Origin of the sequence: Caulobacter sp. Root487D2Y (assembly GCF_001427165.1) — a bacterium.
Lineage (GTDB): Bacteria > Pseudomonadota > Alphaproteobacteria > Caulobacterales > Caulobacteraceae > Caulobacter.
On the sequence record NZ_LMFD01000010.1, the window covers coordinates 17,626 to 42,962 of the forward strand.

The window sequence follows — 25,337 nt, forward strand, 5'->3', positions numbered from 1 at the left end:
TGCGGACACACGCGTACGCGCTCCGCCGAATATCTTCGTGAGCCGGCGGATATAGGACAACCCGCCGGGGTTGGGAAGGGGGTTTATCCACAAAAGATCGCGCCCGCGCCGGGAACCGGCCGCGCGATCCTCATCTTGGGTCTCGGACCCAAGGCTAGGTCCGGTTCATCGCCTTGCCGACCACCGAGATCGCCAGCCCGACCAGGCAGACGAAGAAGGCGATCTTGGTGATGGCCACGGCCACATGCATGACGAAGCCGAGGATCCCGAACACGATCATCAGAACCAGCAGGATGGCGGCGAGCTTGAGCATGGGCAGATAACTCCGATAGGCGGCAAAGGTTGCCGCGCGCCGCTCGGGATTTGTCCTAGACGCTGAGGTCCACGAAGTTGGGAACGGCCAGGCCGCTCTTGGCCTGGGCCTTGGCGCCGTCCATGGCCTCCTTGATCTTGGCCTTCACGGCCTCGTCGACCTGCTGGAGCGCCGCGGTGCGCTGGTCGGGCGACATGGCCGCCAGGCTCTCCTCGGTCAGGCCCGCGTTCTTCATGGCCTCGGCCTTCCAGGCCTTGAGCTTTTCCTCCCAAGCGTCCTTCTTGGCTTCCTTGGCGAAGGCCACCAGGCCCTTGTCGCGGACCTTGTCCAGGTCGCTGGCGGTTTCGATCGCCGTCGTCGACACGCCGCGCGCCGATGCGGCGCTGAGCGGGCTCCACGTCGAATAGCCCCCGCCCGAAATCCCTGAAATCGCCATCGCCAGCTCTCCTTTCGGTTCGCTCGAAGGTTGCAAGTCTCGTGCCAAAACGAGACGGCGACGGGCCAAAAGAAAACGGCCCCGGAGGTTTCCCTCCGGGGCCGTCAACGCGTGCGTCAGAAAACTGACGCCGGCAGGTCCCCCATGCGCCCACCCTTGAAGGCTTGGGCATGGGGACGTGAATTACTTCACGGTGACCTTGGCGCCGGCTTCGGTCAGCTTCTTGGCGACTTCTTCGGCGATTTGCTTCGAAACGTTTTCAACGACGTTCTGCGGAGCGCCTTCGACCAGGTCCTTGGCTTCCTTCAGGCCCAGGTCCGGACGAACGCCGCGGACTTCCTTGATCACGTTGATCTTCTTGTCGCCACCGTCCGTCAGGACGACGGTGAATTCGGTTTGCTCTTCGGCGGCTTCGGCCGGAGCGGCGGCAGCGCCGCCAGCGGCGGCGACGGCGACCGGAGCGGCGGCCGAGACGCCCCACTTTTCTTCGAGCAGCTTGGAGAGCTCAGCGGCTTCCAGGACCGACAGGGTGGACAGTTCTTCAACCAGCTTTTCGAGCTTGGACATGTGTAAGTTCCTTAGAGGATGAGGGATTTATGCGGAGATGACCGTTACGCGGCGTCTTTGGTCGCATAGGCGTTGAAGACGCGAGCCAGTTGGCCAGCCGGGGCCTGCAGGACGCCGGCGATCTTGGTCGCCGGAGCCTGGATGAGGCCGATAAGCTTGCCACGGATCTGGTCGAGCGACGGCAGCGTGGCCAGGGCCCGCACCGCGGTTTCGTCCAGAACGTTCGTCTGGCCCAGGATGCCGCCGACCAGCTTAAGCTTGTCGTTTTCCTTGGCGTACTGGGTGACGATCTTGGCGGCGGAGACAGGATCCTTGCCATAGGCGATGGCGACCGGGCCGGTGAACAGGGCGTCGCCCTTTTCGCCGATCGAGCCGTCGAGCGCCTTCTGGACCAGGGTGTTCTTCACCACCTGGAACGTGCCCTCTTCCTTGCGGAGGCGGGCGCGCAGTTCAGTCATTTCCGCAACGGTCATGCCCGAATAGTGGGTCACGACGACAGCGCCGGCGTCGGCGAACACGCTTTTCAGCGCCTCGATCGACTCCTGCTTTTGAGCGCGGTCCATTGCGGTCTCCTACTCAATTACAGCGGCCGGACCATTCCGGCAGCCAAATGCGCGTCACAAGCGGGATCGCTCCCGCACGCGAGTTGCATCAGCCTGTTCCAAGGAAAGTCAGCCGCGCGTCCCCATCCCGTAGGCGGAAAATAGCGTGGTCTTGTCCATCCCTGTCTCCCGACGGCGAGGAAGGGCTCTTCCTCGATTATGGCGTTGGTGACCCCACGCCCCGCTGTTCACAAACAGGTCTTCGCCGGGCGAACCCGACGGAGAAGGGGCGGCGTATAGACGGTTTGGGGAGGGATTTCAACAGGCCACCTTATCCTTCTCCCCTTGCGGGAGAAGGTGGCCCGCGAAGCAGGTCGGAAGAGAGGTCTCTCAAATCTGGCCACACGGACCGCCACCCTCTCCCGTAAGGGGAGAGGGGAAGCTCTGGCCTCGCCCCTCGTTTCCTGGATAACAAGGAGAACCGCCAAGGGGGATCACCATGAAGCGCACGCTCACCGCCGGCCTCGCCGCCCTGATGCTCGTCTGTCTCGCCGCGCCCGCCCACGCCGAGCCGCGCTTCGCCCCGATCCCCAAGGCGGTGGTGGCCGACCCTCCGCGCGACGCGGCCCACCCCGCCGACATGGCCGCCTTCACGGTCCCGACCGGCGGCGTGCGGGTCAATGCGCTGATGTACCTGGCCTCGGGCGACCAGCCGCATCCGACGATGCTGTTCCTGCACGGCTTCCCGGGCAACGAGACCAATATCGACCTGATGCAGGCCGTGCGCCGGGCCGGCTGGAACGTGCTGAAGATCAACTATCGCGGCTCGTGGGGCAGTCCCGGCAAGTTCTCGTTCGCCAACGCCCGGCTCGACGGCGAGGCGGCCACCGCCTTCCTGTTCGACCCGGCCAACGTCGCCAAGTATCACATCGACACCAGCCGGATCGTGGTGGCCGGCCACAGCATGGGCGGCTTCATGGCCGCCGACGCCTCGGCCGCCGATCCGCGCGTGGCCGGGACGGTGCTGATCGACGCCTGGGACATCGGCAAGGAGAAGGCCGGGATCACCGACGCCGCCGCCCGCAAGGCCGCGATCAAGGGCATGACGCCCGACACCGTTCCATTGGCTGGGACCAGCGCCACCCTGCTGGTCACGGAGATCGAGACCACGTCCGCCAAGCTGGACCTGGAGGCGCTCAGCGCCCGCATCGCCGACCGGCCGGTGCTGATGATCGGGGCCGAGCACGCCGGCGCCCCCACGACCCGCAAGCTGGCCGCCGCCGCCCGCCAGGCCCGGGCCAAGGCGCTGACCGAAACCTACATGGACACCGACCACAGCTTCTCCGACAGCCGCATCGCGCTGGAGGCCGAGGTGCTGCGGTGGCTGGGCCGGTTCGATCCGGCCTCGGCCAAGCCCGGCACGCCGCAGATCCCGCTGAAGGCCGCCTATGACGAGACCAACCCGTTCGCCCGGATCCTGCGCGGCGAGATGGTCGTGCCCAAGGTCTACGAAGACGACCAGGTGCTGGCCTTCATGGATCACGCCCCGGCCGAGCCGGGCCACGTGCTGGTGATCTCCAAGACCTCCAAGGCCCGCAACATCCTGGAGATCTCGCCCCAGGATCTGTCGCGGATCATGACCGTGGCCGCCAGGGTCGGCCAGGCCCAGGTCGACGGCCTGGGCGTCGAGGGCTTCACGATCGTCCAGAACAACGGCGTCGGCCAGAGCGTGCCCCACCTGCACATCCACGTCATTCCGCGCGTGGCCGGCAAACCGCTGATGTTCGTCGAGAACGAGAAGGGCGATCCCAAGGCCATCGAGGCCGTGGCGGCGAAGATCAGAGGGGCGATGAAGCCCTGATCGCCGTGCGTCCTTCGAGGCTCGCCTTCGGCTCGCACCTCAGGATGAGGACTGTGGATTGGCTCCGAATTCCTCATCCTGAGGCGCCCGCGACGCGGGCCTCGAAGGACGCACGGCGTCAGCCCAACCGCTCGATCACCGCCCGCGCCGCCGCCACGCCCGTCGCGAAACAGGCCTGCAGCAGGTAGCCGCCGGTCGGGGCTTCCCAGTCCAGCATCTCGCCGGCCACGAACACGCCGGGCGCGGCCTTCAGCTCCAGCCCGTCCAGCGCTTCGAACGACAGCCCGCCGGCGCAGGAGATCGCCCGCTCCAGACCCTGCGCGCCGGTCAGCACGATCGGCGCGGCCTTGATCGCCGCCGCCAGGGTGTCGGGCGCGACCGGCAGGGCCACGCCGTGCGCTTCGCGCAGCAAACCGATCTCGACCGGCGACAGGTGGGCGGCCTTGCGCAGCCAGCTCGACAGCGACTGTCCGCCCCGCGGCCTGGACAGGCGCGCGGTCAGCTGGGCCAGGGAAACGTCGGGCCGCAGGTCGATCTCCAGCCTCGCCGCGCCCCGCGCCTGGATCGCGTCGCGCAGGGCCGCCGACAGGGCGTAGACCGCCCCGCCCTCCAGGCCGTAGCCCGCCGCCAGGGCGTCGCCGCGCGAACCGGCGCCCTCGAAGCTCAGCGCGATGTTCTTCAAGGGCGCCCCGGCGAACCGCTCGCGGAACACCTCGGTCCAAGCCACGGTGAACCCGACATTGGCCGGCCGGAACGGCGTCACGGCCGCGCCCCGCGCCGCCAGCAGCGGGGCCCAGGCGCCGTCCGAGCCGAGCCTGGCCCAGCTGGCCCCGCCCAGGGCCAGGATCGTGGCGCGCGGCCGCGTGGCGCGCGGCCCGTCGGGCGTGTCGAAGGTCAGGTCGCCGGCCGCGTTCCAGCCGGTCCAGGTCGAGCGGAGGTTCAGCGCCACGCCCCGCCCCTCCAGCCGCGCGATCCAGGCCCGCAGCAGCGGCGAGGCCTTCAGCGCCTTGGGGAACACCCGCCCGCTGGTGCCCACGAAGGTCGCCTGCCCCAGCCCATCGGCCCAGGCCACGAGGTCGGCGGGCGTGAACGCCTCCAGCATCGGCCGCAGGATCGGCGCCGCTCCGCCGTAGCGGCCGACGAAGCGCTCGAAGTCCTCGGAATGGGTCAGGTTCAACCCGCCGCGCCCGGCCATCAGGAACTTGCGGCCCAGGGTCGGCATCCGCTCGAACACCGCCACCGACAACCCGGCGCCGCTCAGCGCTTCGGCCGCCATCAGCCCGGCCGGCCCGCCGCCGATCACGGCGACGTCGAGAACTTGGGGATCGGTCACGCGGGCTGGATGTCCGTCAGCGAGATGAGGTCGTCGCTCTTATAGACCCCCAAACGCAAAGCGGGCGCTGGATCGCTCCAGCGCCCGCTCGCATGGTCTAGGTCGAAAGGCTTAGGCGTTGATCGAAGCGACGTCGATCTTGAAGCCCGGGCCCATCGTCGAGGACAGGCCGATGCGCTTGACATAGATGCCCTTGGCGCCGGTCGGCTTGGCCTTGTTGAGCGCGTCGACCATGGCCTTCACGTTCAGCAGCAGGGCTTCGTCGGTGAACGAGACCTTGCCGATGCCGGCGTGGACGATGCCCGCCTTCTCGACGCGGAACTCGACGGCGCCGCCCTTGGCGTCCTTCACGGCTTGGCCGACGTTCGGGGTCACGGTGCCGACCTTCGGGTTCGGCATCAGGCCGCGCGGGCCCAGCACCTTACCGAGGCGACCGACCAGGGCCATCATGTCCGGGGTCGCGATGACGCGATCGAAGTCCATGAAGCCGCCGGCGATCTTTTCGTACAGATCTTCGGCGCCGACGTGCTCGGCGCCGGCCGCGGTGGCTTCGGCCGCCTTGGCGTCCTTGGCGAAGACGGCGACGCGGACGTCGCGGCCGGTGCCCGACGGCAGGTTCACGACGCCGCGGACCTGTTGGTCGGCGTGGCGCGGATCGACGCCGAGGTTGACCGAGATCTCGATCGACTCGTCGAACTTGGCCTTGGCGTTGGCCTTGACCAGGGCGATGGCGTCGGCGACGGCGTGGGCGGCTTCACGATCGCCGGTCCAGGCTTGGATGCGCTTGGGTTGCTTGGCCATGGTCTTAGGCCTCCACGATCTTCAGGCCCATGGCCTTGGCGGAGCCTTCGATGATCTTGGCCGCGGCCTCGAGATCGTTGGCGTTCAGGTCCTTCATCTTCTTTTCGGCGATCTCGCGCAGCTGGGTGCGGGTCACTTCGCCGACGGTCTCGCGACCGGTCAGCTTGGCGCCGGACTTCAGGCCGGTGATCTGCTTCAGATAGTGCGTCGCCGGGGGCGTCTTGGTGACGAAGGTGAACGACTTGTCTTGGTACACGGTGATCACGGTCGGCAGGGGGGTGCCCTTTTCGACGTTCTCGGTGCGCGCGTTGAACTCCTTACAGAAGCCCATGATGTTGACGCCGCGCTGGCCCAGTGCGGGGCCGATGGGCGGTGAAGGCGTGGCGGAGCCGGCCTTCACCTGGAGCTTGATATAGCCCAGGATCTTCTTAGCCATTGTATCCTCTCAAGAAAGCCGAGCTAACGGCCTTCGCTGGTTGGCCGTGGTGCGGGCTTGGCGTCCCTCCCACGGATTTGATCTCGCCATACTCGGACAGATAACGGCGAGCACGCCCCGGGACGGAGTCCTGGAGCGAGGCGGGGCGTGTAGCAGGTGGGGACGGGGGAGTCTAGCGATGGGTCCTCCTCCCGCGAGGAGAAGTCTAGGACTCAGAGCAGCTTCCGATAGACCAGGAACCCCGACTTCTCGGCCACCTGGTCGTAGAGCCGCATCGCCGTGGCGTTGGTCTCGTGCGTCTGCCAGTAGACCCGCGGCGAGCCGGCCGCCTTGGCCGCCGCGTAGACCGCCTCGATCAGCGCCCGACCCACGCCCTTGCCCCGCGCCTGCGCCGTCGTGAACAGGTCCTGCAGGTAGCAGCTGGGCTCGACCGAGATAGTGCTGCGGTGGAACAGATAGTGGGTCAGGCCCAGCAGGCGGCCGTCCTGCTCGGCGACCAGACAGTGGACGGGCTCGTAGGCGTCGAAGAACCGGGACCAGGTCATGGCCGTCGCCGCCGGATCCAGGGCCGTGTCGCCCGAGCGGCCGTAGAAGGCGTTGTAGCCGTCCCAGAGCGGCAGCCATTGCTCGCGGTCCGCGCGGGTGACGGGACGAATCACGATGTCGGCCATGGTCGGGTCCTACGAAGCGGCGGCGGGCGGCCGCATCCTCCCTATTCTCGGAAGCGATGCAATGACGCGGCGCGCGAGACCTTGGCGCGGTCCTCGCGACCGACCGTCTCGGTCAGGTCGAAGACCAGCTTGGAGGCCCCGGCGGCGACCAGCCACAGGAAGGCCAGGATGCGCAGCAGCGGCCCGGCCTGCGGGTGCTGGGCGGCCAGGACCAGCAGCAGGACGAAACCGCCGACAGCGGCCAGGGCCAAGGCCAGGGAGGCGAGTCTGCAATGGAAGACCGACATCGGACGGATCCCGGACGGAAGACAACACAGCCTTTGTCGCGCCGAACGGCATAAGCGATCCATTCGGGTTCGGGCTCACGACATAAAGCCGGCATAAGGCTTACCGGAGGGGTCGCGCCGGCTAACACTTGCCCCCACCTCGCCGCTTCGCGGCCTGTCCGCCCCCACAGGGGGAGGAGGACGCACGCACCGCGACCCGTAGGGGGCAAGTGATCGAGCGTGCGGCGCTAGCTTTTGAATTCCGGACAGCAAAAACCCCGCGCCGTTTCCGACGCGGGGTTTTCGAAAACTCGGTCAGCCGTGACTGAAAATCAGCTGATCTTCTCGACCTGGCTGTATTCCAGCTCCACCGGAGTGGCGCGGCCGAAGATCGAGACGGTGACGCGCAGGCGGGCCCGCTCCTCGTCGACCTGCTCGACCGAGCCGTTGAAGCTGGCGAACGGACCGTCGGTGACGCGGACGTTCTCGCCGACCTCGAACAGCACCACGGTCTTGGGACGCTCGACGCCCTCTTCGATCGTGCCGATGATGCGCTGGACTTCCTTTTCGGAGACCGGCTGCGGCTTCGACGCGCTGCCCAGGAAGCCCGTGACCTTCGGGGTGTTCTTGATCAGGTGATAGGCTTCGTCCGAGAGGTTCATCTTCACCAGCACGTAGCCGGGGAAGAACTTGCGCTCGGCGTTGACCTTGCGGCCGCGACGGATCTCGACGACGTCCTCGGTCGGAACCAGGATCTCGGAGAAGCTGTCTTCCAGACCGTGGCTCTTGGCCTGTTCGCGGATGCTCTCGGCCACCTTCTTCTCGAAGTTCGAGTAGGCGTGGACGATGTACCACTTGTGGTTCGGATTGGACGCGGTGTCGGTGCTCATGATGTTTCTTATCCCGCGGCGATCTTGAGGAGCAGGTTGGCGCCCAGGCCCAGGATCCAGTCGGCGAAGGTGAAGAACAGCGAAGCCAGCACCACCATGATGAAGACCATCACCGAGGTGATCCAGGTCTCCTTGCGGGTGGTCCAGGTGATCTTGCGGGCCTCGGCGCGGACTTCCTGCGCGAAGCGAACCGGATTGATCGGCTTTTTCGGCGGAGCCGGGGCCTTGGCGGCGGCGCCCTTGGCGGCCGGCGCCTGACCGGCGGGCGCGAGCGCCGCTGCCGTCTTCGCGGCGCGGTTCTTGATCGCAGACGGGCTAGAACCCGGTTTCCTGGCCATGACTTAAGAGGCTCGCGACTTTCGATAGGTCAGCCCGAAAACCGGGTGACCGATGACATATAGTGGCAGGAGTGGAGGGACTCGAACCCACGACCCTCGGTTTTGGAGACCGATGCTCTACCAGCTGAGCTACACTCCTGCGGAACCGCGACCCCCTTAACGGAGATTCCGGCTTTCCGACAATGAACATCGCGCCGGTAGGCTCTTTGAAGCCCGCCAGCGCGTTGGTCTCATCGCCAGAGCCGCGTCGTTTAGCAGGGTCGTTCGAGCCCGGCAAGCGGCCGGAGCGCGATCCGCGCTTTCGACGGCTTCGGCCGCGAAGGATCAGCCGTCGCCGCGACGCGTTAGGCCTTGGCGCCAGATCGAAGCCCGGAGGAGACGCGCCATGCCAACGCCCGCCAGCCCGAACCCGAACCGGCCGTCAAACCGAGAGGTGGAGAACGAGAACCAGCGCCCCGCACAGGGCGCCGATGGCCAGGCGCCGCGTCCCGCGACCGAGCCTAGCGGCGCGAAAGGCAGCTCGACTTCACCGAAAACCCGGACGGATCCGGGCTCCGGCGAAGCCTGAGACGATCAGCCGGCCTTTTCCGCTTCCGGCGCGGGCGCCGGGGTAAGGGCGGCGCATTGGATGTTCAGGTACGACCACTTCACGTCCGCGAGCTTGCGGCCGCATTGGGTGTTCTCACCCAGGTCGCGTCCTTGAAGAGAGATCGCCACGCCCTTGGCCGGATCCGGCGCCGGCGCGGCTCCGGAGATGTCGTAGTAGCCGCCGCCTGGGCCGCGAACCACGATGCACGAGGTCGATTCCACCGGCCGGACGCAGCCGGAGGCGGTGACCGCCTTGCCTTCGAGGGAGACTTGTTGAGCTTGCTGACCGGTGGCGCCGGTTTCCTGCCCGCAGGCAGCTACGCTTAACGCTAACAGACTGGCCGCCGCGGCGGCCTTTACGAACCTTACCCGCATACGTTCCTCCGTATCATTGGCCTCCGCGACGTCTTCTGGCGCGGAAACAAGAGGAAGAGTGCGCCCCGTTTGGGGAGGCGGCAATCACAATTTTGACACGGTTCAAAAAACACGCGCCCGCCATTTTGACGCTTTTGGGGAAGATTTTCTCAAAGCCCTTTCAGACCACCAAAGTTGACATCCACGCGCCTGTGCTCACATGAGACGCAGTCGCTTCAGGGCCGTGGCGACGCCCTCTTAGAATCTCGCGGTCCGCCGCGCGTCCAGGACTTGAAACGCAGATTATGACGGCCATCGAAACCACCGCCGCCCCGCCCGCCCCCCCGGCCGCCAAGGAAGCCGCCTGGCACACCGAGACCGTGCTGTGGGTCAAGCACTGGACCGATCGCCTGTTCAGTTTCGCGATCACCCGTCCGGCCAGCTTCCGCTTCCGCTCGGGCGAGTTCGTGATGATCGGCCTGCCGCCCCGCGAGGAGCTGGGCGAGAAGAAGCCGATCCTGCGCGCCTATTCGATCGGCTCGCCGCACTTCGCCGAGGAACTGGAGTTCTTCTCGATCAAGGTGCCCGACGGCCCCCTGACCTCGCGCCTGCAGCAGATCAAGGAAGGCGACCAGATCCTGCTGGGCAAGAAGCCGACCGGCACCCTGGTGCTGGACGCCGTCCGCCCCGGCAAGCGCCTGTTCCTGTTCGGCACCGGCACGGGCCTGGCGCCCTGGCTGTCGGTGGCCCGCGACCCCGACGCCTACAGCCGCTTCGAGCAGGTGATCGTCGCCCATGGCGTGCGCGAGGTGAAGGAACTGGCCTATCGCGACCTGTTCACGTCGGAGATCCACGACGACCCGCTGGTCGGCGACGAGGCCAAGGCCCAGCTGGTCTACTATCCCACGGTCACCCGCGAGCCGTTCGAGCGCCAGGGCCGGTTCACCGACCTGATCAATTCGGGCCAGCTGTTCAAGGACCTCGGCCTGGACCAGGTGAAGTTCGATCCCGAGCACGACCGCGCCATGCTGTGCGGCTCGATGGCGATGATCAAGGACACCGCCGCCCTGCTGGAAGCCCACGGCATGAAGGAAGGCTCCAACGCCGAGCCGGGCGACTTCGTGATCGAGCGGGCGTTCGTGGGGTAATCCAAATCCTCCGCTCATCCCGGCGAATGCCGGGACCCAGATCCCTTGGCGGTGGGTCTGACGGGAAGAACTCGGAGCATTCTGGAGCCCGTCCCAGCTTTTCCATCTGGGTCCCGGCATTCGCCGGGATGAGCGGATTTAAGTAGAACTCTGGGCTCATGGTTGCGGGAGTGCGGGCGTGGGCGGTGACAAGCTTCAACTGAAGAACCTGACCGTCGCGGAGGCGCGCGGCCGCATGCTGGCCGACGCCGCGCGGCTGGGGATCGAGCAGGTCGCCCTGGCCGACGCGATCGGCCGGGTGCTGGCCGCGCCGATCGTCGCCGATCGCGACCAGCCGCCGTTCGACGCCTCGGCCATGGACGGCTGGGCGATCCGCCGCGCCGACCTGTCGCCCGACGCGCGGTTCCGGATCGTCGGCGAGAGCGCCGCCGGTCGGGCCCATGTCCAGCCCATCGAGGCCGGCCAGGCGGTGCGAATCTTCACCGGCGCCCCCGTGCCGCCGGGGGCCGACCTGGTGGTGGTCCAGGAGAACGCCGCGCGCGACGGCGACACCGTCAGCTTCACGATCGACCGCGACCCGCCGCCGGGCAACATCCGGCCGGCCGGCGGCGACTTCCGGTCCGGCGACGCCCTGCTGGCGGAAGGCGCGCGGATCGACGCCTGGCGGCTGGCGCTGGCCGCCGCCGCCGGGCGCGCCGACCTGGCCGTGGCGCGCCGGCCCCGCGTCGCCATCCTGGCCACCGGCGACGAGCTGGTCCCGCCCGGCGCGACCCCGGCCCCCGACCAGATCTTCGAGTCCGGTTCGTTCAGCCTGGCGGCCCTGGTCGCGGCCTGGGGCGGCGAGGCGGTCAGGCTGAAGGCCCAGGCCGACGACCTGGACGCCATCGCCCGCGCGGTCGACGCCGCCGAGGCCGACCTGATCGTCACCGTCGGCGGGGCCTCGGTCGGCGACCACGACCTGGTCAAGCCGGCCCTGGCGACCCTGGGGCTCGACCTGCGCGTCCAGACCGTCGCCGTCCGCCCCGGCAAGCCGACCTGGTTCGGAACCCTAAAGGACGGCCGCCGCGTGCTGGGCCTGCCCGGCAACCCGGCCTCGGCCCTGGTCTGCGCCGAGTTGTTCCTGCGGCCGCTGCTGGCCGCCCTGACCGGCGCCGATCCGACCCTGACGATCAGCGCCGGCGCCCTGACCGCCGCCCTGCCCGCCGCCGGTCCGCGCGAACACTGGATGCGCGCCGCCCGCGCCGTCGACGTCGAAGGCCGGGTGTGGGTCACGCCTTTCCCCGACCAGGACTCCTCGCTGATCGGCGTGTTCTCCCGCGCCGACTGCCTGGTCCTGCGCCCGGCCGGCGCGCCGGCGGTCGCGGCGGGAGACGTGGTGGAACTGCTGCCTTTGGCGCGGGGTTGATGCGCCAGGCCGACAGGGTGGTCGCCACGACTGGCGACGACGCACGCGGAGCGTGCTAAGCCGCGTTCGAAGCGGTTTCCCGACGACCGCGGCGGAGTTTGTGTTCATGGGTCGTATGGGCAAGATCGCGGCGCACATGGTGCTGGCCTTCGTGGCCATGCTGCTGGCTCAGGCGCTGACCACCGGCGCCACGCCCTTCACCCCTTCCAGCCTCGCCCTGTCCGCCCTGGCCCTCGCGGCCCTGTTCGCCGGCTGCGCCCTGCTGGTCGAGATCCTGTTCCAGGTCGAACGCTCGCCGTGGCGGTTCTTCGCGGCCAGCGACGGCCTGCGCCTGGCGCGCTCGGCCCTGCTGGCGGTCCTGACCTTCGCCCTGGTCGCCCGCCTGGCCGACGTGCGTCAGCCGGGCGGCCTGCGCACCCTGGCCGCCGCCTTCCTGCTGCTGACCGCCCTGCTGGCCGGACTGCGCATCGTGCGCCGCGCCCTGCACGAGCAGGTGCTGGTCGACGCCCTGACCCGCCTGCGCCCGGCGCCCGCCTCGGCCGCCCTGCCCCGCCTGCTGATCGTCGGCTCGGCGAGCGAGGCCGAGGCCTTCCTGCGCGCCCCCGCCGCCCTGGGCGAACGCTACGCCCCGGTCGGGGTGCTGACCCCCGAGGCCCGCGAGACCGGCGACGAGCTGGGCGGGGTCTGCATCCTGGGCGCCATCGACGATTTCGACGCGGTCATGGCCCAGCTGCGCGACGGCGGCCTGCAGCCGTCGGCCCTGCTGTTCCTGACCGACGGCCCGCTCAGCGCCTTCGGGACCGAGCGGCTGGGCCGGCTGAAGACCGAGGGCGTGCGCCTGCTGCGCCGCCAGGGCGGGCTTGTCGACATGGGCGCCCCTGGGGCCGGCGGCTCCGCCCTGCGCGAGATCAGCCTGGAGGAACTGCTCAGCCGCGCCCCCGTCCGCCTGGACCCCGAGCCGGTCCGCGCCCTCGTGGCCGGCAAGCGGGTGCTGGTCACCGGGGCCGGCGGCAGCATCGGCTCGGAACTGGCCCGCCAGATCGCCGCCAGCGGCCCCGCCCAGCTGACCCTGCTGGACGCCGCCGAGGCCAACCTCTTCCATATCGACCGCGAGCTGGGCGAGGCCTGGCCTCAGCTGCCCCGCCGCGACGTGCTGTGCGACGTGCGCGACGCCGCCCGCCTGGACCTGGTGTTCGCCGCCGAGAAGCCCGAACTGATCTTCCACGCCGCCGCCCTCAAACATGTGACCCTGGTCGAGAACCACCCCTGCGAGGGCGTGCGCACCAACGTGCTGGGCAGCCGCAACGTCGCCGCCGCCGCCAAGGCCTGCGGCGCGGCCCACCTGGCGCTGATCTCCACCGACAAGGCCGTCGCTCCCGCCAGCGTGATGGGCGCGACCAAGCGGGTGGCCGAGGCCTTGGTCCGCCAGTTCGCGGGCGGGCCGAACGGCGCCGGCGGCGACACCCGCGTCAGCGTCGTGCGGTTCGGCAACGTGCTCGGCTCGGCCGGATCGGTGGTGCCGATCTTCCAGCACCAGATCGCCCGCGGCGGTCCGGTGACCCTGACCGACGCCGAGGTCGAACGCTATTTCATGACCATTCCCGAGGCCGTGCAGCTGGTTCTGCGCGCCGTGGCCCTGTCGGCCGGCGACGTCGCCCCGCCGACCGGGGTCCTGACGCTTGAAATGGGCGAACCGGTCAAGATCATCGATCTGGCCCGGCGGATGATCGAGCTGCAGGGCCTGGTTCCCGAGCGCGACATCGAGATCAAGATCACCGGCCTGCGCCCCGGCGAAAAGCTGACCGAGGCCCTGGTCGACGTCAACGAAACCGCCCGGCCCAAGGCCGAGGGCGTCACCGAGGCCACGCCGCTGACGCCGCTGACGCCGATCTCGTCCGAAGCCCTGGCCGCCCTGGAAGCCGCTGCCCTGGCCGGCGACGAGTTCAGCGTCCGCGTCCAGCTGTTCGCCCTGGTCGAACAGCTGCGGGCCGTGTCGCCCGACCAGGTCGCGTCCGTCAAGGCGAGCCCTAGCAGAGCGAACAGAGGCAAGTCCGCCGCGGCCAAAACCCGGGTCTGATCCGGATTGATTCCCGGCCCTTCGTCTCCAGCCCTTCGCCCGCCCCGTCGCCCCAATCCATCGCCCCAATCCATCGCCTATGAGGCGAGCGCAAAAGCCAGAATCAGCTTCCCATGCTCTGGCTTGCCGCGCTTGCAAGGGCGAGTCGTCTCATCCTTGGGACATCAGTAGCGTCGGCGGGAACCTGGATGTTCGAACAGACGGTGGACGTCACCCGCCTGGACGGGTTCGTTCGATACACGCGCGGCATCGTGCGCGCCCGGCTGGTCCTGGTCGCGGTGTTCGTGGGTCTGCTGGCGCTCTACACCCGGGTGAACCTGGCCCTGTTCGGCGTGGTCGAGCTGGGCATCTATGCGACGCTGTTCCTGGCGACCGAGGCGGCGCTGCGCCATGCCGATCCCGTCGTGGCCTTTCGACAGCTGCGCTGGCGATCGATCAGTCTGGTCTTCCTGCTGTCGCTCAACGCCTGCATCCTGGCCGTCAAGCTGCGGCTCATGGGCGACCCGATCATGCGGATGGAGGCCGCCCTGCTGGCCATCTGCGTGCTGATGTTCGCCGCCCTGCGGGTGCACACCGGCAAGGTCAGCTACGTCACCGCCGCCGGGCCGCCGGTGGCGACGCTGCTGTGGATCGCCTTCGACCGCCACGCGCCGCTGACCGACAACCACTACGCGGCCGCCATGCTGCTGTTCGTCGTCGCCGTCCTGGCCGCCACCTGGCGCCAGCAGACCACCGACCGCGCCCTGGCCCAGGCCCTGCGCGACCTGGCCCGCAAGAACGCCGACCTGACCGAGGCCATCGCCGAGGCCAAGGCCGCCAGCCGCGCCAAGTCCGACCTGTTGACCGTCGCCAGCCACGAAATCCGCACCCCGCTCAACGCCGTGCTCGGCTTCGCCCACGCCCTGCGCCGTGACACCTTCCTGACCCCGACCCAGGCCGACCTGGCCCAGGGCGTGCTGGAGGGCGGCGCCCAGTTGACCCGGCTGCTCGACACCGTGCTGGACCTGACCAAGGTCGAAACCGGCCAGGCGGCGCTGACGCTGGCGCCGGTCGACCTTCGACGCCTGGTCCGCGCGGTGGTGCGGGTGTGGAGCGCCCACGCCCAGGCCGTCGGCGTGGTGCTGAGCTTCGAGGACGCCGATCCCGACCTGGCCTACGGCCTGCTGGCCGACGAGGCCAAGCTGGAGCAGACCCTGGTCAATCTGGTCTCCAACGGGCTGAAAGCCTCGCCGTCGGGCGGCGCGGTGGTGGTCCGGCTGGCCGGCGTGGCCAAGGACCAGACGCTGAGCGCCCTGGTCGAGGTGCGCGACACCGGCGCGCCCGTGCCGCCGGAAGACCGCGCGCGGATGTTCGACGCCTTCGAACAGACCGAACGCGGCCGAAACCTGGGCGGCAGCGGGCTGGGCCTGTCGATCTGCGCGGCCAACCTGGCCCTGATGGACGGCGAGATCGGCGTGGACGACCTTCCGGGCGGCGAGGCCCGGAGGGGCCGGAGCGCCCAAGGCAAGAGCATCGGGCGCGGCGCGGTCTTCTGGTTCGCCTTCGAGGCCGCGACCCTGGCGCCGCCCGCCGCGGAACTGGCCGCGGGCTCGCCGGCGGAAGCCAGGGTGATCGCGCCGATCCGGGTGCTGGCGGCCGAGGACAACCCCGCCAACCGCCGGGTGCTGGCCGCCCTGCTGGCCGCCTCGCCGATCGAACTGGTGTTCGCCGAGGACGGGGCCCAGGCGCTGGACGCCTGGCGGGCCGAGGCCTTCGACCTGGTGCTGATGGACGTCAACATGCCGGTGCTCGACGGCGTGGCGGCCCTGGCGCGGATCCGCGAGCTCGAGACCTCGACGCCGCGCCCCCGCACGCCGGTCTGGATGCTGACCGCCAACGTCTTCGACGACGACGTCGCCCGCTACCGGGCCGACGGCGCCGACGGCGTGCTGCGCAAGCCGATCGACACCGTGGCCCTGTTCGCGATGCTGGCGCAGGTGGCGGAGAAGAAGGCGGCGGCCGAGACAAGCCGCGCCTCCGAATCCCTCTCTCATTGAGAGAGGGAGGGACATCTCAGTGGAAATCCCGGCTCCGCTGCAGCCGTCCGGACGTCCGCATCCGCACCGTCGGGGCCGGGGCCTCGGGGTCCTCCTTCATCCGCGCCAGTTCGGCCGACAGGTCGGTGAAGCCCTCGGCCACCACGTGGATCACCCCGTCGGCGGCCTGGACCTTGCCATGGACGATCAGGAACGAGGCGCTCATCACCGTGCGCCGGTGGGCGTCGAAGCAGTCCTTCCAGACCACCGCGTTGGCCACGCCCGTCTCGTCCTCCAGGGTCAGGAACACCACGCCCTTGGCGGTGCCCGGCCGCTGGCGGATCAGGACCAGGCCGCCGACGCTGATCTTGCGGCCGTCGCGGACGCCCTTCAGCCGCTCGGCCGTCGTGACGTTCAGCCGGTCCAGCATCGGCCGGAAGAACCGCAAGGGGTGCGCCTTCAGCGACAGGCTGGTGGTGCGGTAGTCCTCGGCCACGGCTTGCGGCAAGGCCATGACCGGCAGGGCGACGGCGTCCTCGAACAGCGGCAGGCCGGCCAGCAGCGGCGCCTGGCTGTCGACCTTGATTTCGCCCTTCAGCCCCTTGACCGCCCACAGGGCGTCGCGTCGGGAGAGGCCCGCGGACGCGAAGGCGTCGGCCTCGGCCAGCAGCTCCAGCCCGCGCTGCGAGACCCCGGCCCGGGCGAAGTCGGCCGGCGACCGGGCCCCGGCGGCGCGGGCCGCGACCAGCAGCGTGGCGTCGTCCTCCTTCAGGCCCTTGATCTGGCGCAGGCCCAGGCGGACGGCCTTCCAGTAAGGGCGGGTGTCGGGGTTGAAGAGCTTGTCGGGGGCGGGTTGCCTTTCCTCACCCGTGAAACGGGGGAGGTGGCGCGTCGCCATCGGCGACGTGACGGAGGGGGCGTCTTGCGGCGGCGTATCCGCATCGCGCCACCTCCCCCGCTTTGCGGGTGAGGAGGAGTGGGCGGGTGAGGAAAAGGCGCGGCCCTCCAGCGTGCAGTCCCAGTCGCTCATCAGCACGTCCGGAGCCCGCACCTCGACCCCGTGCTCACGGGCGTCGCGCACCAGCTGGGCCGGCTGGTAGAAGCCCATCGGCTGGGAGTTGATCAGGGCCGCGCAGAACACGTCCGGCCAGGCCCATTTGATCCAAGCCGAGACATAGACCAGCTTGGCGAAGCTGGCCGCGTGGCTTTCCGGGAAGCCGTACGAGCCGAAGCCCTCGATCTGCTTGAAGCAGCGGGTGGCGAAGTCGCGTTCGTAGCCGCGCGCGACCATGCCCTCGACGAACTTGTCGCGGTACTGGGCCGGATCGCCGTCGTGCTTGAAGGTGGCCATGGCCTTGCGCAGGCCGTCGGCCTCGTCGGGCGTGAACTTGGCCGCCTCGATGGCCAGGCTCATGGCCTGCTCCTGGAACAGCGGCACGCCAAAGGTGTTGCCCAGGATGCCGAAAAGTTCGTCGGGCGGACCATGCTCCGGCGAGGGCGCGGGCCATTCCACGGGCTCCTGGCCGTTGCGCCGCCGCAGATAGGGATGGACCATGTCGCCCTGGATCGGGCCGGGCCGCACGATCGCCACCTCGATCACCAGGTCGTAGAACCGGTTGGGCCGCAGCCGGGGCAGCATCGACATCTGGGCCCGGCTCTCGACCTGGAACACCCCCACGCTGTCGGCCTTGGACAGCATGTCGTAGACGCCCTTCACCTCGACCGGCACGTCGGCCAGATCGACGATCGGCTGGCCATGCTCGGCCCGCAGCATGCCGAACGCCCGCTGGATGGCGGTCAGCATGCCCAGGGCCAGCACGTCGACCTTCATCAGGCCCAGGCTGTCGATGTCGTCCTTGTCCCACTCGATGAAGGTGCGGTCCTTCATCGCCGCGTTGCCGATCGGCACGGTCTCGTCCAGCCGCCGCTTGGTCAGGACGAAGCCGCCCACGTGCTGCGACAGGTGGCGGGGGTGCTGCAGCAGTTCGGTGGCCAGGGCGATGGCCCGGGCGATCTGCGGATTGTTCGGATCCAGCCCCGTCTGCCTGATGTGCTCGTCGGGCAGGCCGTCGCCCCAGCTGCCCCAGACGGTGTTGGCCAGGATGGCGGTGATGTCCTCGGTCAGGCCCAGGGCCTTGCCGACGTCGCGGATGGCGCTGCGCGGCCGGTAATGGATCACCGTGCCGCAGATGGCGGCGTATTCGCGGCCATAGCGCTCGTAGACGTACTGCATCACCTCCTCGCGCCGCTCATGCTCGAAGTCGACGTCGATGTCCGGCGGCTCGCCGCGGTTCTCGGAGATGAAGCGGGTGAACAGCAGCCGGTGCTCGGTGGGATCGATCGCCGTCACCCCCAGGCAGAAACAGACCGAGGAATTGGCCGCCGAGCCGCGCCCCTGGCACAGGATGCCCATCTCCCGCGCCTTGTGGACGATGTCGTGCACGGTGATGAAGTAGTTGGGATAGTCCATCTTGGCGATCAGCCGCAGCTCCTCACGCAGCTGGTCGGCGACCTTGTCGGGAACCCCTTTCGGATAGCGCCAGGCCGCGCCCTGCCAGGTCAGGTCGGTCAGGTGCCCCATGGCCGTCTTGCCGGGCGGCACCGGCTCGTCCGGGTACTGCTCCTTCAGATCCCCCAGATCGAAGCCGATGCGCTCGACGATCTCGAGCGTGCGCTCCACCGCCTGGGGCCAGCGCTCGAACAGCCGGGCCATCTCGGCCGGGGTCTTGAGGTGCCGCTCGGCGTTGGCCTCCAGCCGAAAGCCCGCCTCGGCGATCGAGCAGCCTTCGCGGATGCAGGTCATCACGTCCTGCAGCGGCCGCCGTTCGGGGCCGTGATAGAGCACGTCGTTGGTGGCCACCATCGGGGCGCGGGCGTCGCGCGCCAGCTCGGCCAGCCGCGACAGGCGCTTGAGGTCCTGGGCGGCGTAGGCCCGGCTGGCGGCCAGCCAGACCCGGCCGCGCAGCTCGCCGGCGATGCGGGTCAGGTCGGTCTCGAAGGCCCCGTCCAGTTTCGCCGGCGGCACGATCAGGGCCAGCTGGCCGTCGGCGTGCTCGAGAAAGTCCTTCCAGAACAGGTGGCATTCGCCCTTCTCGGCCCGGCGCTGGCCCACGGTCAGCAGACGGGTCAGGCGGGCGAAGGCCTCGCGGTCGCTGGGGTAGCAAAGCAGGCTGGGCGCGCCGTCCATGAAGTCCAGCCGGCAGCCGGTCAGGGCGCGGATCGCCAAACCTTGCTTCTTGAGCTCCTTGGCCGCCGTCCAGGCCCGCACCACCCCGGCCAGGCTGTTGCGGTCGGTCACGCCGACGGCGCTCAGGCCCAGGGCCTGGCCGGTCAGCATCAGCTCCTGGGCGTGGGAGGCCCCGCGCAGGAAGGAGAAGTTGGTGGTGGCCTGGAGCTCGGCGTAGGCGTGGGTTTTCATGGCCAGGCCCTCCCCCTGTGGGGGAGGTGTCGGCGAAGCCGACGGTGGGGGGAGTTTGCTGAGAGGGCCGACCACTCCCCCCGCCGATCGCTGCGCGATCGCCTCCCCCACGGGGGGAGGACCTGGTTAGCCAAACAAGCCATGCAACCACCACTTCGGGACCTTCTCCCCGTCCGCGTACAGCCCCGCCCGGAAGATCCAGAACCGTTCGCCTGCCTCGTCCTCCACCCGGTAATAGTCGCGCACCTTGCCCGGCCCGACCTCGTCGAAGGCCTTGCGCCACCATTCCTGGCCGATCCGTTCGGGGCCCTCGGCCAGGCGCACGCGGCGCGACTTGCCGCGCCAGCGGAACTGAACCGGCGGGTCGTCGGGCAGTTTGGCCAGCACCTCGATCGCCTCGGGGCGGCGCAGCAGGCGGGACGGCCGGGGACGGTCGGGGTCCCAACCCGTTTCCGGCGCCGGGTCCAGCGGCGCGGCGCGCCGCACCGACCGTTCCGGCACGTGGCTCTGATAGGGATCGGCGCGCCACACCCGGTCCTCGCCCAGGCGGTTGATCAGCCGGTCGACCAGCGGCGCCAGGCCCTCCTCCAGGCTGATCCCGCCGTCGGCGTCCAGGCTTCGCTGGGCGACCGACAGCGGCTCGACGTCGGCCGCCCACAGGGTGACGATCTCGATCCCGAAGCCCGGGTCGACCGTGTCCAGTTTCGGTTTCAGCAGCTTGGCGATCCGGACGGCGTCGCGGCCGGGGCGCGACAGGCCGGCCCGCACCGGCTGGTCCTTGCCGTCCAGGCGGTGGAACACCAGCTCGAACCGTCGCGCGCCCTGCCCCTCGGCCTCCAGTCGGGCGCACAGCAGGGCGCAGATGTCGCCGGTCACCCGCTCCAGGTCGGACAGGGCGCTGATCGGTTCGAAGAAGGCCAGGCGGTCGAACCACGGGGTGGCCGGGCGGCGGAAGGCCAGGGCCTCGCGGGCCGCGCCCAGGGCCTGGTCGATGCGCATCACCGCGCCCAGCCCGAACCGCTTGGCCAGCTGGGCGCGCGGCAGGGCCAGCAGCTGGCTGACCTGGAACAGGCCCAGGCGCGGCAGCTGGGCCTGGGCCGCCTCGTCCAGCCGCAGGGCGGCGACCGGCAGCGGGGCCAGCAGCGGGGCCTGGCCGCCGGGCGGGGCGATCGTGCGGTCGGGCGCGTAGCGGGCCAGGGCCCAGGCCGCGCCGGGGGTGTCGGCGATCGCCCCCCGGGCCGGGGCGCCCCAGCGCGCCAGCCGGTCCAGCAGGTCGTCGAGCATCGCCGCCTCGCCGCCCCACAGGTGCGAGACGCCCTCGACGTCGAGCAGCAGGCCGTCCAGCCCGTCCAGGGCCACGGCCGGCGAGAACCGCACGCACCAGTCGCAGAGGATCTCCAGCGCCGCGCGGTCGCCCTCGGGGTCGTGGTCGGCGGTGACCAGATCGGGGACCAGGGCCGCGGCGTCGGCGGCCTTCTGGCCGACATGCAGGCCCAGGGCGGCGGCCGCGTCGTCGACGGCGGCCAGGCGTCGGGTCCCGCCCTCGGTGGCGACCAGGGCGACGGGGGGAACCGCCGACACAGATCCTCCCCCTGTGGGGGAGGTGTCGCCGCAGGCGACGGAGGGGGGAGTTTTAGGCCGCCGACCACTGGCAGGATCGACCTTCCGATCACTCCCCCCACCGGTCGCTTCGCGACCGCCTCCCCCACGGGGGGAGGGCCTATTCTCAGCCGACGAGCCGAAGTTCGGGTTCGCCCGCCGCCACGTCGTGATCGGCCAGTTGCGACACCAGACGGAAAGGATGCGGACCATCGGCGGCCTCCGCTTGTTCGAGGATCCAGGCGCCGGGACGGCCGCCCCGGCAGCGTTCGAGTTCGACCCGCCAGCGCGGCGGGCCCAGGCCCGGCTCGCCGGGCGGCGGCTGGCTGGGGGCGGCGGCGATCCGCCAGCGGGTCTGGGCGGCCGAGCCCGACACCTCCCTGACCTTTCCCGCCGGTCCGCCATAGGGCCGACGCCGCAGCAGCACCCCGGTCGATCCCCGCCGTTCGCAGGCCAGCTGCAGGCGGCGTCCGGCCTTCAGGTCCGGCGCCTCGGCCTCGCCGATCGCGGCGGCGACTCCCACCGTGGCCAGGGCGTCCTCCAGAACCGACAGCACCTCGGCCTCGTCGCGGGCCCGGACCTGGATCAGGCGCTCGACCGGGAAGCCCAGCCCCATCAGGCCCGGCGCGTGCAGGTCGTCGCGCCGCATCACCCAGACCACCGCGCCCTTGGCGGCCAGCGGCCGCAAGAGCAAGGCCGCGAAAGCGGCGGGGGCCGCGCCGGTCTCCTCCTCCAGGCCGGAACCGCCGACCTCGTGCCAGCCGCCGCGTTGCAGGCCGCCGGCCGGGAAGCAGCCGTCGAGGCGCGGGTCGCCGAACGGCAGGACGGGAGGCGGAGTCCGAGTCCCCGCTTCCAGGGCGGCGATCTGGGCTCTCAAAGCCGTAAGGGCGGGTTTCGCCCCGGGCATGCTCCACACTCCAATGTTCCACTTTTGTTCTGATCTTCTCGGCTTGGAGAGTCAAGCAGAGCCGCTCATGGTGTCCGCCAGGACGCGCGGAGGCCCAAGATGACCGAAGTCGAACTCAGCACCGACGGCCCGGTCTGGACCGTCACGATCAACCGCCCCGAAAAGCGCAACGCGGTGAACCCCGACACCGCCCTGCAACTGCGGGCCGCGTTCGACGCCTTCGAGGCCGATCCGGAGGCCGCCGTCGCCGTGCTGACCGGGGCGGGCGGGACGTTCTGCGCCGGGTTCGACCTGGCCGTCGCGGCGTCCGGCGAGGGCGAGCGCTACGACCCGGTCGGCGAGGGTCCGATGGGGCCGACCCGACGTCTGCTGTCCAAGCCGGTGATCGCCGCCGTCGAGGGCCACGCGGTGGCCGGCGGGCTGGAGCTGGCCCTGTGGTGCGACCTGCGGGTGGCCTCGCAAAGCGCGATCTTCGGGGTGTTCTGCCGGCGCTGGGGCGTGCCGCTGATCGACGGCGGCACGGTGCGGCTGCCGCGCATCGTCGGCCAGGGCCGGGCGCTGGACATGATCCTGACCGGCCGGGCGGTCGAGGCGGCCGAGGCGCTGAGCTGGGGCCTGGCCGACCGCGTCGTGCCGGCGGGCGAGGCGCTGAACGCCGCCCAGGCCCTGGCCGCCCAGATCGCCGCCTTCCCGCAGGTCTGCCTGCGCGCCGACCGCGCCTCGGCCTTCGCCCAGTGGGACGTCTCGCTGGAGGAGGCGCTGAAGGTCGAGGGGATCGGCGGGCTGGAGCCGCTGCGCCGCGAGGCCCGGGCCGGCGCCGCGCGGTTCAAGGACGGCGAGGGGCGCGGGGGAAAGTTCTGAACCCTCCAAATGATCCGCTCATCCCGGCGAATGCCGGGACCCAGATGGAATGGCCGTGGGGATGACGCCAAGCGCGCATCGCCCTTCCAATCAGCCACTCAGCTATAGGATCTGGGTTCCGGCATTCGCCGGGATGAGCGGATTCTTGAGAACTAAAACCGCGCGGCCTTGCGCCACCACTGGCTGACCAGCATCGGCCCGAACGCGGCGCTGATGCCGCAGGCGTCGGCGAACAGGTCGAACCACGAGGCGTCGCGGCCGACCAGGCCCTGCAGGATCTCGATCCCCCCGCCGAACGCCAGGATCACCAGGCCGATGCGGTGCAGCCGGCTCTGCGGCAGGGCCAGGCTGGCTAGGACGCTCAACACATAGAAGACGATGAAGTGCTTGGCCTTGTCCCAGGGGATCAGGCCCAGGCTGTCGTCGTCGGGCAGCAAGGCCCGGGCCAGGGCGTAGGCCGAGGCGGCCAGGAAGACGATGAAGACCAGGCGGTTGATCTTGCGGGCGCGGATGGACATCGGGGCTCCTGGCTGGGCTCCCTCGCACCTAGCCGGTCCGGTGAGGCTTGAAAATGGCGGGACGGCGTCTTCGTCGCATCGCCTCGCCGGCTGCACGGGATCTGCACCCTCTTCCCTCTCCCCTTGCGGGAGAGGGTGGCGTCCGAAGGACGCCGGGTGAGGGGCCGCACCAACGCAAACGCCGCGCCCAGCGGTCAGGCTGGGCGCGGCGGATGGTTTTGAGAGACCCCTCATCCGGCCCTTCGGGCCACCTTCTCCCGCAAGGGGAGAAGGATCAGAGAGCCCGTCAGAACGTCAGCGCTCGCGCTTCCTTGACGTGCGGCAGGGCCTGGATCTTGGCCAGCAGGGCCTCGTCCGGGGCCTGGTCGACGCCGACCAGGGCGATCGCATCTTCGTCAGCGGAAAGCCGGCCGAGGTTGAAGGTGGCGATGTTGACGCCCGCCTCGCCCAGCAGCATGCCCAGGGCGCCGATGAAGCCCGGCTTGTCCAGGTTGTTGATGTAGAGCATGGCCGGCGAGAAGCCCGCGTCCAGCTCCATGCCCTTGACCTCGACGATGCGCGGCGCGCCGGCGATCACCGTGCCGGCGAAGGCGCGCTTGCCCTTCTCGGTGGTGATGGTCACGCGCATCAGGCTGTCATAGGTGGGGCTGACCTCCTGGCGGCTTTCCGAGACGGTGATGCCGCGCTCCTTGGCCACGGCCGGCGCGGAGACCATGTTGATCTCGGCCAGCATCGGCTTGAGGATCCCGGCCAGGGCCGCCGAGGTCATCGGCTTGACGTTCAGCTTGGAGACCTCGCCCTCGAAGGCGATGTCGATGGCGGAGATGCCGAAGTCGACCATCTGGCCGGCCAGGGCGCCGATCTTCTCGGCCAGGGCCACGAACGGCTTCAGCTTGGGGGCTTCTTCCGCGGTGATCGACGGGCTGTTCAGGGCGTTGGTGACCGCGCCGGTCAGCAGGTAGTCGCTCATCTGCTCGGCGACCTGCAGGGCGACGTTCTCCTGGGCCTCGTTGGTGCTGGCGCCCAGGTGCGGGGTGGCCACCACCTTGTCCGAACCGAACAGCGGGTTTTCCTTGGCCGGCTCGGTGACGAACACGTCGAAGGCCGCGCCGCCCACATGGCCGTCGTCCAGCAGCTTGCGCAGGGCCGCCTCGTCGACCAGGCCGCCGCGGGCGCAGTTGACGATCAGCACGCCCTTCTTGGTCTTGGCCAGGTTCTCGGCCGACAGGATGTTGCGGGTCTTGTCGGTCAGCGGGGTGTGCAGGGTGATGACGTCGGCGCGGGCCAGCAGGTCCTCCAGCTCGACCTTCTCCACGCCCATCTCGATGGCGCGCTCAGGGCTCAGGAAGGGGTCGTAGGCCACGACCTTCATCTTCAGGCCCAGGGCGCGATCGGCGACGATGCCGCCGATGTTGCCGGCCCCGATCAGGCCCAGGGTCTTGGCGTACAGCTCCACGCCCATGAAGCGGTTCTTCTCCCACTTGCCGGCCTGGGTGCTGGCGTCGGCCGCCGGCAGCTGGCGGGCCAGGGCGAACATCATGGCGATGGCGTGCTCGGCCGTGGTGATCGAGTTGCCGAACGGGGTGTTCATCACCACCACGCCCTTGGCGGTGGCGGCCGGGATGTCGACATTGTCGACGCCGATGCCGGCCCGGGCGATGACCTTCAGCCGGTTGGCGGCGGCGATCACGTCCTTGTCGAGCTTGGCGCCCGAGCGGATGGCGATGCCGTCATAGTCGCCGATCACGGCGATCAGCTCGTCCTTGGTCAGGCCGGTCTTGATGTCGAAGTCGACGCCGCGGTTCTTGAAGATGTCGACGGCGGCGGGGCTGAGCTTGTCAGCGATGAGGACGCGGGGAGCGGTCATGGAGGTGTTCTCCGATTTCGAGCCCTTCCCCCTTGATGGGGGAAGGGTTGGGATGGGGGTGCGTGCTGAGGTGGCGGGGTTCACCCCCACCCCTGCCCCTCCCCCATCAAGGGGGAGGGAGGGCGC

Annotated in this window: 23 protein-coding genes, 1 tRNA gene and 1 pseudogene; 7 read left to right on the forward strand and 18 right to left on the reverse strand. The window is 69.8% G+C overall.

Annotated elements, in window-relative coordinates; translation table 11 throughout:
* Nucleotides 1-154: 154 nt before the first annotated feature.
* The 4 genes from ASD38_RS24305 to rplJ form a co-directional block, all read right to left on the reverse strand.
* The gene (locus ASD38_RS24305) at nt 155-313 is read right to left on the reverse strand and encodes a hypothetical protein (protein ID WP_200941426.1); all 159 of its coding nucleotides are present in this window, start codon (nt 311-313) and stop codon (nt 155-157) included.
* 55 nt (nt 314-368) lie between these two features.
* A complete protein-coding gene (locus ASD38_RS09915; RefSeq protein ID WP_056441058.1) occupies nt 369-749 on the reverse strand; it encodes a hypothetical protein in 381 nt (126 codons plus the stop codon).
* A 183-nt stretch (nt 750-932) separates the two neighbouring features.
* Nucleotides 933-1,316, reverse strand: a complete 384-nt coding sequence (gene rplL, locus ASD38_RS09920; protein WP_056441056.1) for a 50S ribosomal protein L7/L12 — start codon at nt 1,314-1,316, stop codon at nt 933-935.
* Nucleotides 1,317-1,360: 44 nt separating this feature from the next.
* The gene (rplJ, locus tag ASD38_RS09925; protein WP_056441053.1) at nt 1,361-1,879 is read right to left on the reverse strand and encodes a 50S ribosomal protein L10; all 519 of its coding nucleotides are present in this window, start codon (nt 1,877-1,879) and stop codon (nt 1,361-1,363) included.
* Nucleotides 1,880-2,357: 478 nt separating this feature from the next.
* Here rplJ and ASD38_RS09930 point away from each other — a divergent pair, with 478 nt between their 5' ends.
* Both ASD38_RS09930 and ASD38_RS25110 read left to right on the forward strand, forming a co-directional pair.
* Nucleotides 2,358-3,719 carry an alpha/beta fold hydrolase gene (locus tag ASD38_RS09930; protein ID WP_056459721.1) on the forward strand — a complete coding sequence of 454 codons (1,362 nt, stop codon included), beginning with the start codon at nt 2,358-2,360 and terminating at the stop codon, nt 3,717-3,719.
* A gap of 1 nt (nt 3,720) precedes the next feature.
* Nucleotides 3,721-3,844, forward strand: a pseudogene (locus tag ASD38_RS25110) (hypothetical protein); the annotation flags it as partial.
* Here the strand turns inward: ASD38_RS25110 and ASD38_RS09935 are convergent.
* The 9 genes from ASD38_RS09935 to ASD38_RS09975 all read right to left on the reverse strand — a co-directional run bounded on the left by ASD38_RS09935 (nt 3,838) and on the right by ASD38_RS09975 (nt 9,417).
* Nucleotides 3,838-5,052, reverse strand: a complete 1,215-nt coding sequence (locus ASD38_RS09935) for an NAD(P)/FAD-dependent oxidoreductase (protein WP_056459725.1) — start codon at nt 5,050-5,052, stop codon at nt 3,838-3,840. The pseudogene ASD38_RS25110 and the gene ASD38_RS09935 sit on opposite strands and share 7 nt — an antisense overlap.
* 111 nt (nt 5,053-5,163) lie before the next feature.
* A complete protein-coding gene (gene rplA, locus ASD38_RS09940) occupies nt 5,164-5,853 on the reverse strand; it encodes a 50S ribosomal protein L1 (RefSeq protein WP_056441045.1) in 690 nt (229 codons plus the stop codon).
* Between the two features lie 4 nt (nt 5,854-5,857).
* Complete coding sequence (rplK, locus tag ASD38_RS09945) at nt 5,858-6,289, reverse strand: 50S ribosomal protein L11 (RefSeq protein WP_007661528.1); 432 nt, start codon at nt 6,287-6,289, stop codon at nt 5,858-5,860.
* A gap of 212 nt (nt 6,290-6,501) precedes the next feature.
* Nucleotides 6,502-6,960, reverse strand: a complete 459-nt coding sequence (locus tag ASD38_RS09950) for a GNAT family N-acetyltransferase (protein WP_056441042.1) — start codon at nt 6,958-6,960, stop codon at nt 6,502-6,504.
* Between the two features lie 41 nt (nt 6,961-7,001).
* Nucleotides 7,002-7,247 carry a hypothetical protein gene (locus tag ASD38_RS09955; protein ID WP_056459728.1) on the reverse strand — a complete coding sequence of 82 codons (246 nt, stop codon included), beginning with the start codon at nt 7,245-7,247 and terminating at the stop codon, nt 7,002-7,004.
* A gap of 311 nt (nt 7,248-7,558) precedes the next feature.
* Nucleotides 7,559-8,116, reverse strand: coding sequence for a transcription termination/antitermination protein NusG (gene nusG / locus ASD38_RS09960; RefSeq protein ID WP_056441038.1), 558 nt, complete (start codon nt 8,114-8,116; stop codon nt 7,559-7,561).
* A gap of 8 nt (nt 8,117-8,124) precedes the next feature.
* The gene (secE, locus tag ASD38_RS09965; protein ID WP_056441035.1) at nt 8,125-8,454 is read right to left on the reverse strand and encodes a preprotein translocase subunit SecE; all 330 of its coding nucleotides are present in this window, start codon (nt 8,452-8,454) and stop codon (nt 8,125-8,127) included.
* A gap of 63 nt (nt 8,455-8,517) precedes the next feature.
* Nucleotides 8,518-8,593 (reverse strand) — tRNA-Trp (locus tag ASD38_RS09970).
* A 434-nt stretch (nt 8,594-9,027) separates the two neighbouring features.
* Entirely contained in the window at nt 9,028-9,417 is a 390-nt protein-coding gene (locus ASD38_RS09975) for a hypothetical protein (protein ID WP_056441032.1), read from the reverse strand.
* Nucleotides 9,418-9,701: 284 nt separating this feature from the next.
* Here ASD38_RS09975 and ASD38_RS09980 point away from each other — a divergent pair, with 284 nt between their 5' ends.
* The 4 genes from ASD38_RS09980 to ASD38_RS09995 all read left to right on the forward strand — a co-directional run bounded on the left by ASD38_RS09980 (nt 9,702) and on the right by ASD38_RS09995 (nt 16,062).
* Nucleotides 9,702-10,544 (forward strand): ferredoxin--NADP reductase, encoded by an 843-nt coding sequence (locus ASD38_RS09980; RefSeq protein WP_056441029.1) that lies wholly within the window; start codon nt 9,702-9,704, stop codon nt 10,542-10,544.
* Nucleotides 10,545-10,722: 178 nt separating this feature from the next.
* Complete coding sequence (locus ASD38_RS09985) at nt 10,723-11,949, forward strand: molybdopterin molybdotransferase MoeA (RefSeq protein ID WP_268760964.1); 1,227 nt, start codon at nt 10,723-10,725, stop codon at nt 11,947-11,949.
* A gap of 106 nt (nt 11,950-12,055) precedes the next feature.
* On the forward strand, nt 12,056-14,026 hold the full coding sequence (locus tag ASD38_RS09990; protein ID WP_056459731.1) for a nucleoside-diphosphate sugar epimerase/dehydratase: 1,971 nt from the start codon (nt 12,056-12,058) through the stop codon (nt 14,024-14,026).
* 188 nt (nt 14,027-14,214) lie between these two features.
* On the forward strand, nt 14,215-16,062 hold the full coding sequence (locus tag ASD38_RS09995; protein ID WP_056459734.1) for a response regulator: 1,848 nt from the start codon (nt 14,215-14,217) through the stop codon (nt 16,060-16,062).
* Between the two features lie 16 nt (nt 16,063-16,078).
* On the opposite strand, the gene ASD38_RS10000 is transcribed toward ASD38_RS09995, so the two are convergent.
* From ASD38_RS10000 to ASD38_RS10010, 3 genes are all read right to left on the reverse strand, one after another.
* Nucleotides 16,079-19,459, reverse strand: coding sequence for an error-prone DNA polymerase (locus ASD38_RS10000; RefSeq protein ID WP_056459737.1), 3,381 nt, complete (start codon nt 19,457-19,459; stop codon nt 16,079-16,081).
* Between the two features lie 126 nt (nt 19,460-19,585).
* Entirely contained in the window at nt 19,586-21,016 is a 1,431-nt protein-coding gene (locus ASD38_RS10005) for a Y-family DNA polymerase (protein WP_156390720.1), read from the reverse strand.
* Between the two features lie 169 nt (nt 21,017-21,185).
* Complete coding sequence (locus ASD38_RS10010; protein WP_056459740.1) at nt 21,186-21,965, reverse strand: ImuA family protein; 780 nt, start codon at nt 21,963-21,965, stop codon at nt 21,186-21,188.
* A 99-nt stretch (nt 21,966-22,064) separates the two neighbouring features.
* Here ASD38_RS10010 and ASD38_RS10015 point away from each other — a divergent pair, with 99 nt between their 5' ends.
* Nucleotides 22,065-22,826, forward strand: a complete 762-nt coding sequence (locus ASD38_RS10015; RefSeq protein ID WP_056441017.1) for a crotonase/enoyl-CoA hydratase family protein — start codon at nt 22,065-22,067, stop codon at nt 22,824-22,826.
* Between the two features lie 152 nt (nt 22,827-22,978).
* Here ASD38_RS10015 and ASD38_RS10020 read toward each other — a convergent pair whose 3' ends face one another.
* Both ASD38_RS10020 and serA read right to left on the reverse strand, forming a co-directional pair.
* Nucleotides 22,979-23,344 carry a VanZ family protein gene (locus tag ASD38_RS10020; RefSeq protein ID WP_056459743.1) on the reverse strand — a complete coding sequence of 122 codons (366 nt, stop codon included), beginning with the start codon at nt 23,342-23,344 and terminating at the stop codon, nt 22,979-22,981.
* Between the two features lie 286 nt (nt 23,345-23,630).
* Nucleotides 23,631-25,211, reverse strand: a complete 1,581-nt coding sequence (gene serA, locus ASD38_RS10025) for a phosphoglycerate dehydrogenase (RefSeq protein ID WP_056459745.1) — start codon at nt 25,209-25,211, stop codon at nt 23,631-23,633.
* Nucleotides 25,212-25,337: the final 126 nt, after the last annotated feature.

Excerpts from the sequence above, each read along its gene's own strand:
- ASD38_RS24305 (WP_200941426.1), bottom strand. The coding sequence starts at position 313 with ATGCTCAAGCTCGCCGCCATCCTGCTGGTTCTGATGATCGTGTTCGGG.
- ASD38_RS09915 (WP_056441058.1), bottom strand. The coding sequence starts at position 749 with ATGGCGATTTCAGGGATTTCGGGCGGGGGCTATTCGACGTGGAGCCCG.
- rplL (WP_056441056.1), bottom strand. The coding sequence starts at position 1,316 with ATGTCCAAGCTCGAAAAGCTGGTTGAAGAACTGTCCACCCTGTCGGTC.
- rplJ (WP_056441053.1), bottom strand. The coding sequence starts at position 1,879 with ATGGACCGCGCTCAAAAGCAGGAGTCGATCGAGGCGCTGAAAAGCGTG.
- ASD38_RS09930 (WP_056459721.1), top strand. The coding sequence starts at position 2,358 with ATGAAGCGCACGCTCACCGCCGGCCTCGCCGCCCTGATGCTCGTCTGT.
- rplA (WP_056441045.1), bottom strand. The coding sequence starts at position 5,853 with ATGGCCAAGCAACCCAAGCGCATCCAAGCCTGGACCGGCGATCGTGAA.
- rplK (WP_007661528.1), bottom strand. The coding sequence starts at position 6,289 with ATGGCTAAGAAGATCCTGGGCTATATCAAGCTCCAGGTGAAGGCCGGC.
- ASD38_RS09950 (WP_056441042.1), bottom strand. The coding sequence starts at position 6,960 with ATGGCCGACATCGTGATTCGTCCCGTCACCCGCGCGGACCGCGAGCAA.
- ASD38_RS09955 (WP_056459728.1), bottom strand. The coding sequence starts at position 7,247 with ATGTCGGTCTTCCATTGCAGACTCGCCTCCCTGGCCTTGGCCCTGGCC.
- nusG (WP_056441038.1), bottom strand. The coding sequence starts at position 8,116 with ATGAGCACCGACACCGCGTCCAATCCGAACCACAAGTGGTACATCGTC.
- secE (WP_056441035.1), bottom strand. The coding sequence starts at position 8,454 with ATGGCCAGGAAACCGGGTTCTAGCCCGTCTGCGATCAAGAACCGCGCC.
- ASD38_RS09975 (WP_056441032.1), bottom strand. The coding sequence starts at position 9,417 with ATGCGGGTAAGGTTCGTAAAGGCCGCCGCGGCGGCCAGTCTGTTAGCG.
- ASD38_RS09980 (WP_056441029.1), top strand. The coding sequence starts at position 9,702 with ATGACGGCCATCGAAACCACCGCCGCCCCGCCCGCCCCCCCGGCCGCC.
- ASD38_RS09990 (WP_056459731.1), top strand. The coding sequence starts at position 12,056 with ATGGGTCGTATGGGCAAGATCGCGGCGCACATGGTGCTGGCCTTCGTG.
- ASD38_RS09995 (WP_056459734.1), top strand. The coding sequence starts at position 14,215 with ATGTTCGAACAGACGGTGGACGTCACCCGCCTGGACGGGTTCGTTCGA.
- ASD38_RS10000 (WP_056459737.1), bottom strand. The coding sequence starts at position 19,459 with ATGAAAACCCACGCCTACGCCGAGCTCCAGGCCACCACCAACTTCTCC.
- ASD38_RS10010 (WP_056459740.1), bottom strand. The coding sequence starts at position 21,965 with ATGCCCGGGGCGAAACCCGCCCTTACGGCTTTGAGAGCCCAGATCGCC.
- ASD38_RS10015 (WP_056441017.1), top strand. The coding sequence starts at position 22,065 with ATGACCGAAGTCGAACTCAGCACCGACGGCCCGGTCTGGACCGTCACG.
- ASD38_RS10020 (WP_056459743.1), bottom strand. The coding sequence starts at position 23,344 with ATGTCCATCCGCGCCCGCAAGATCAACCGCCTGGTCTTCATCGTCTTC.
- serA (WP_056459745.1), bottom strand. The coding sequence starts at position 25,211 with ATGACCGCTCCCCGCGTCCTCATCGCTGACAAGCTCAGCCCCGCCGCC.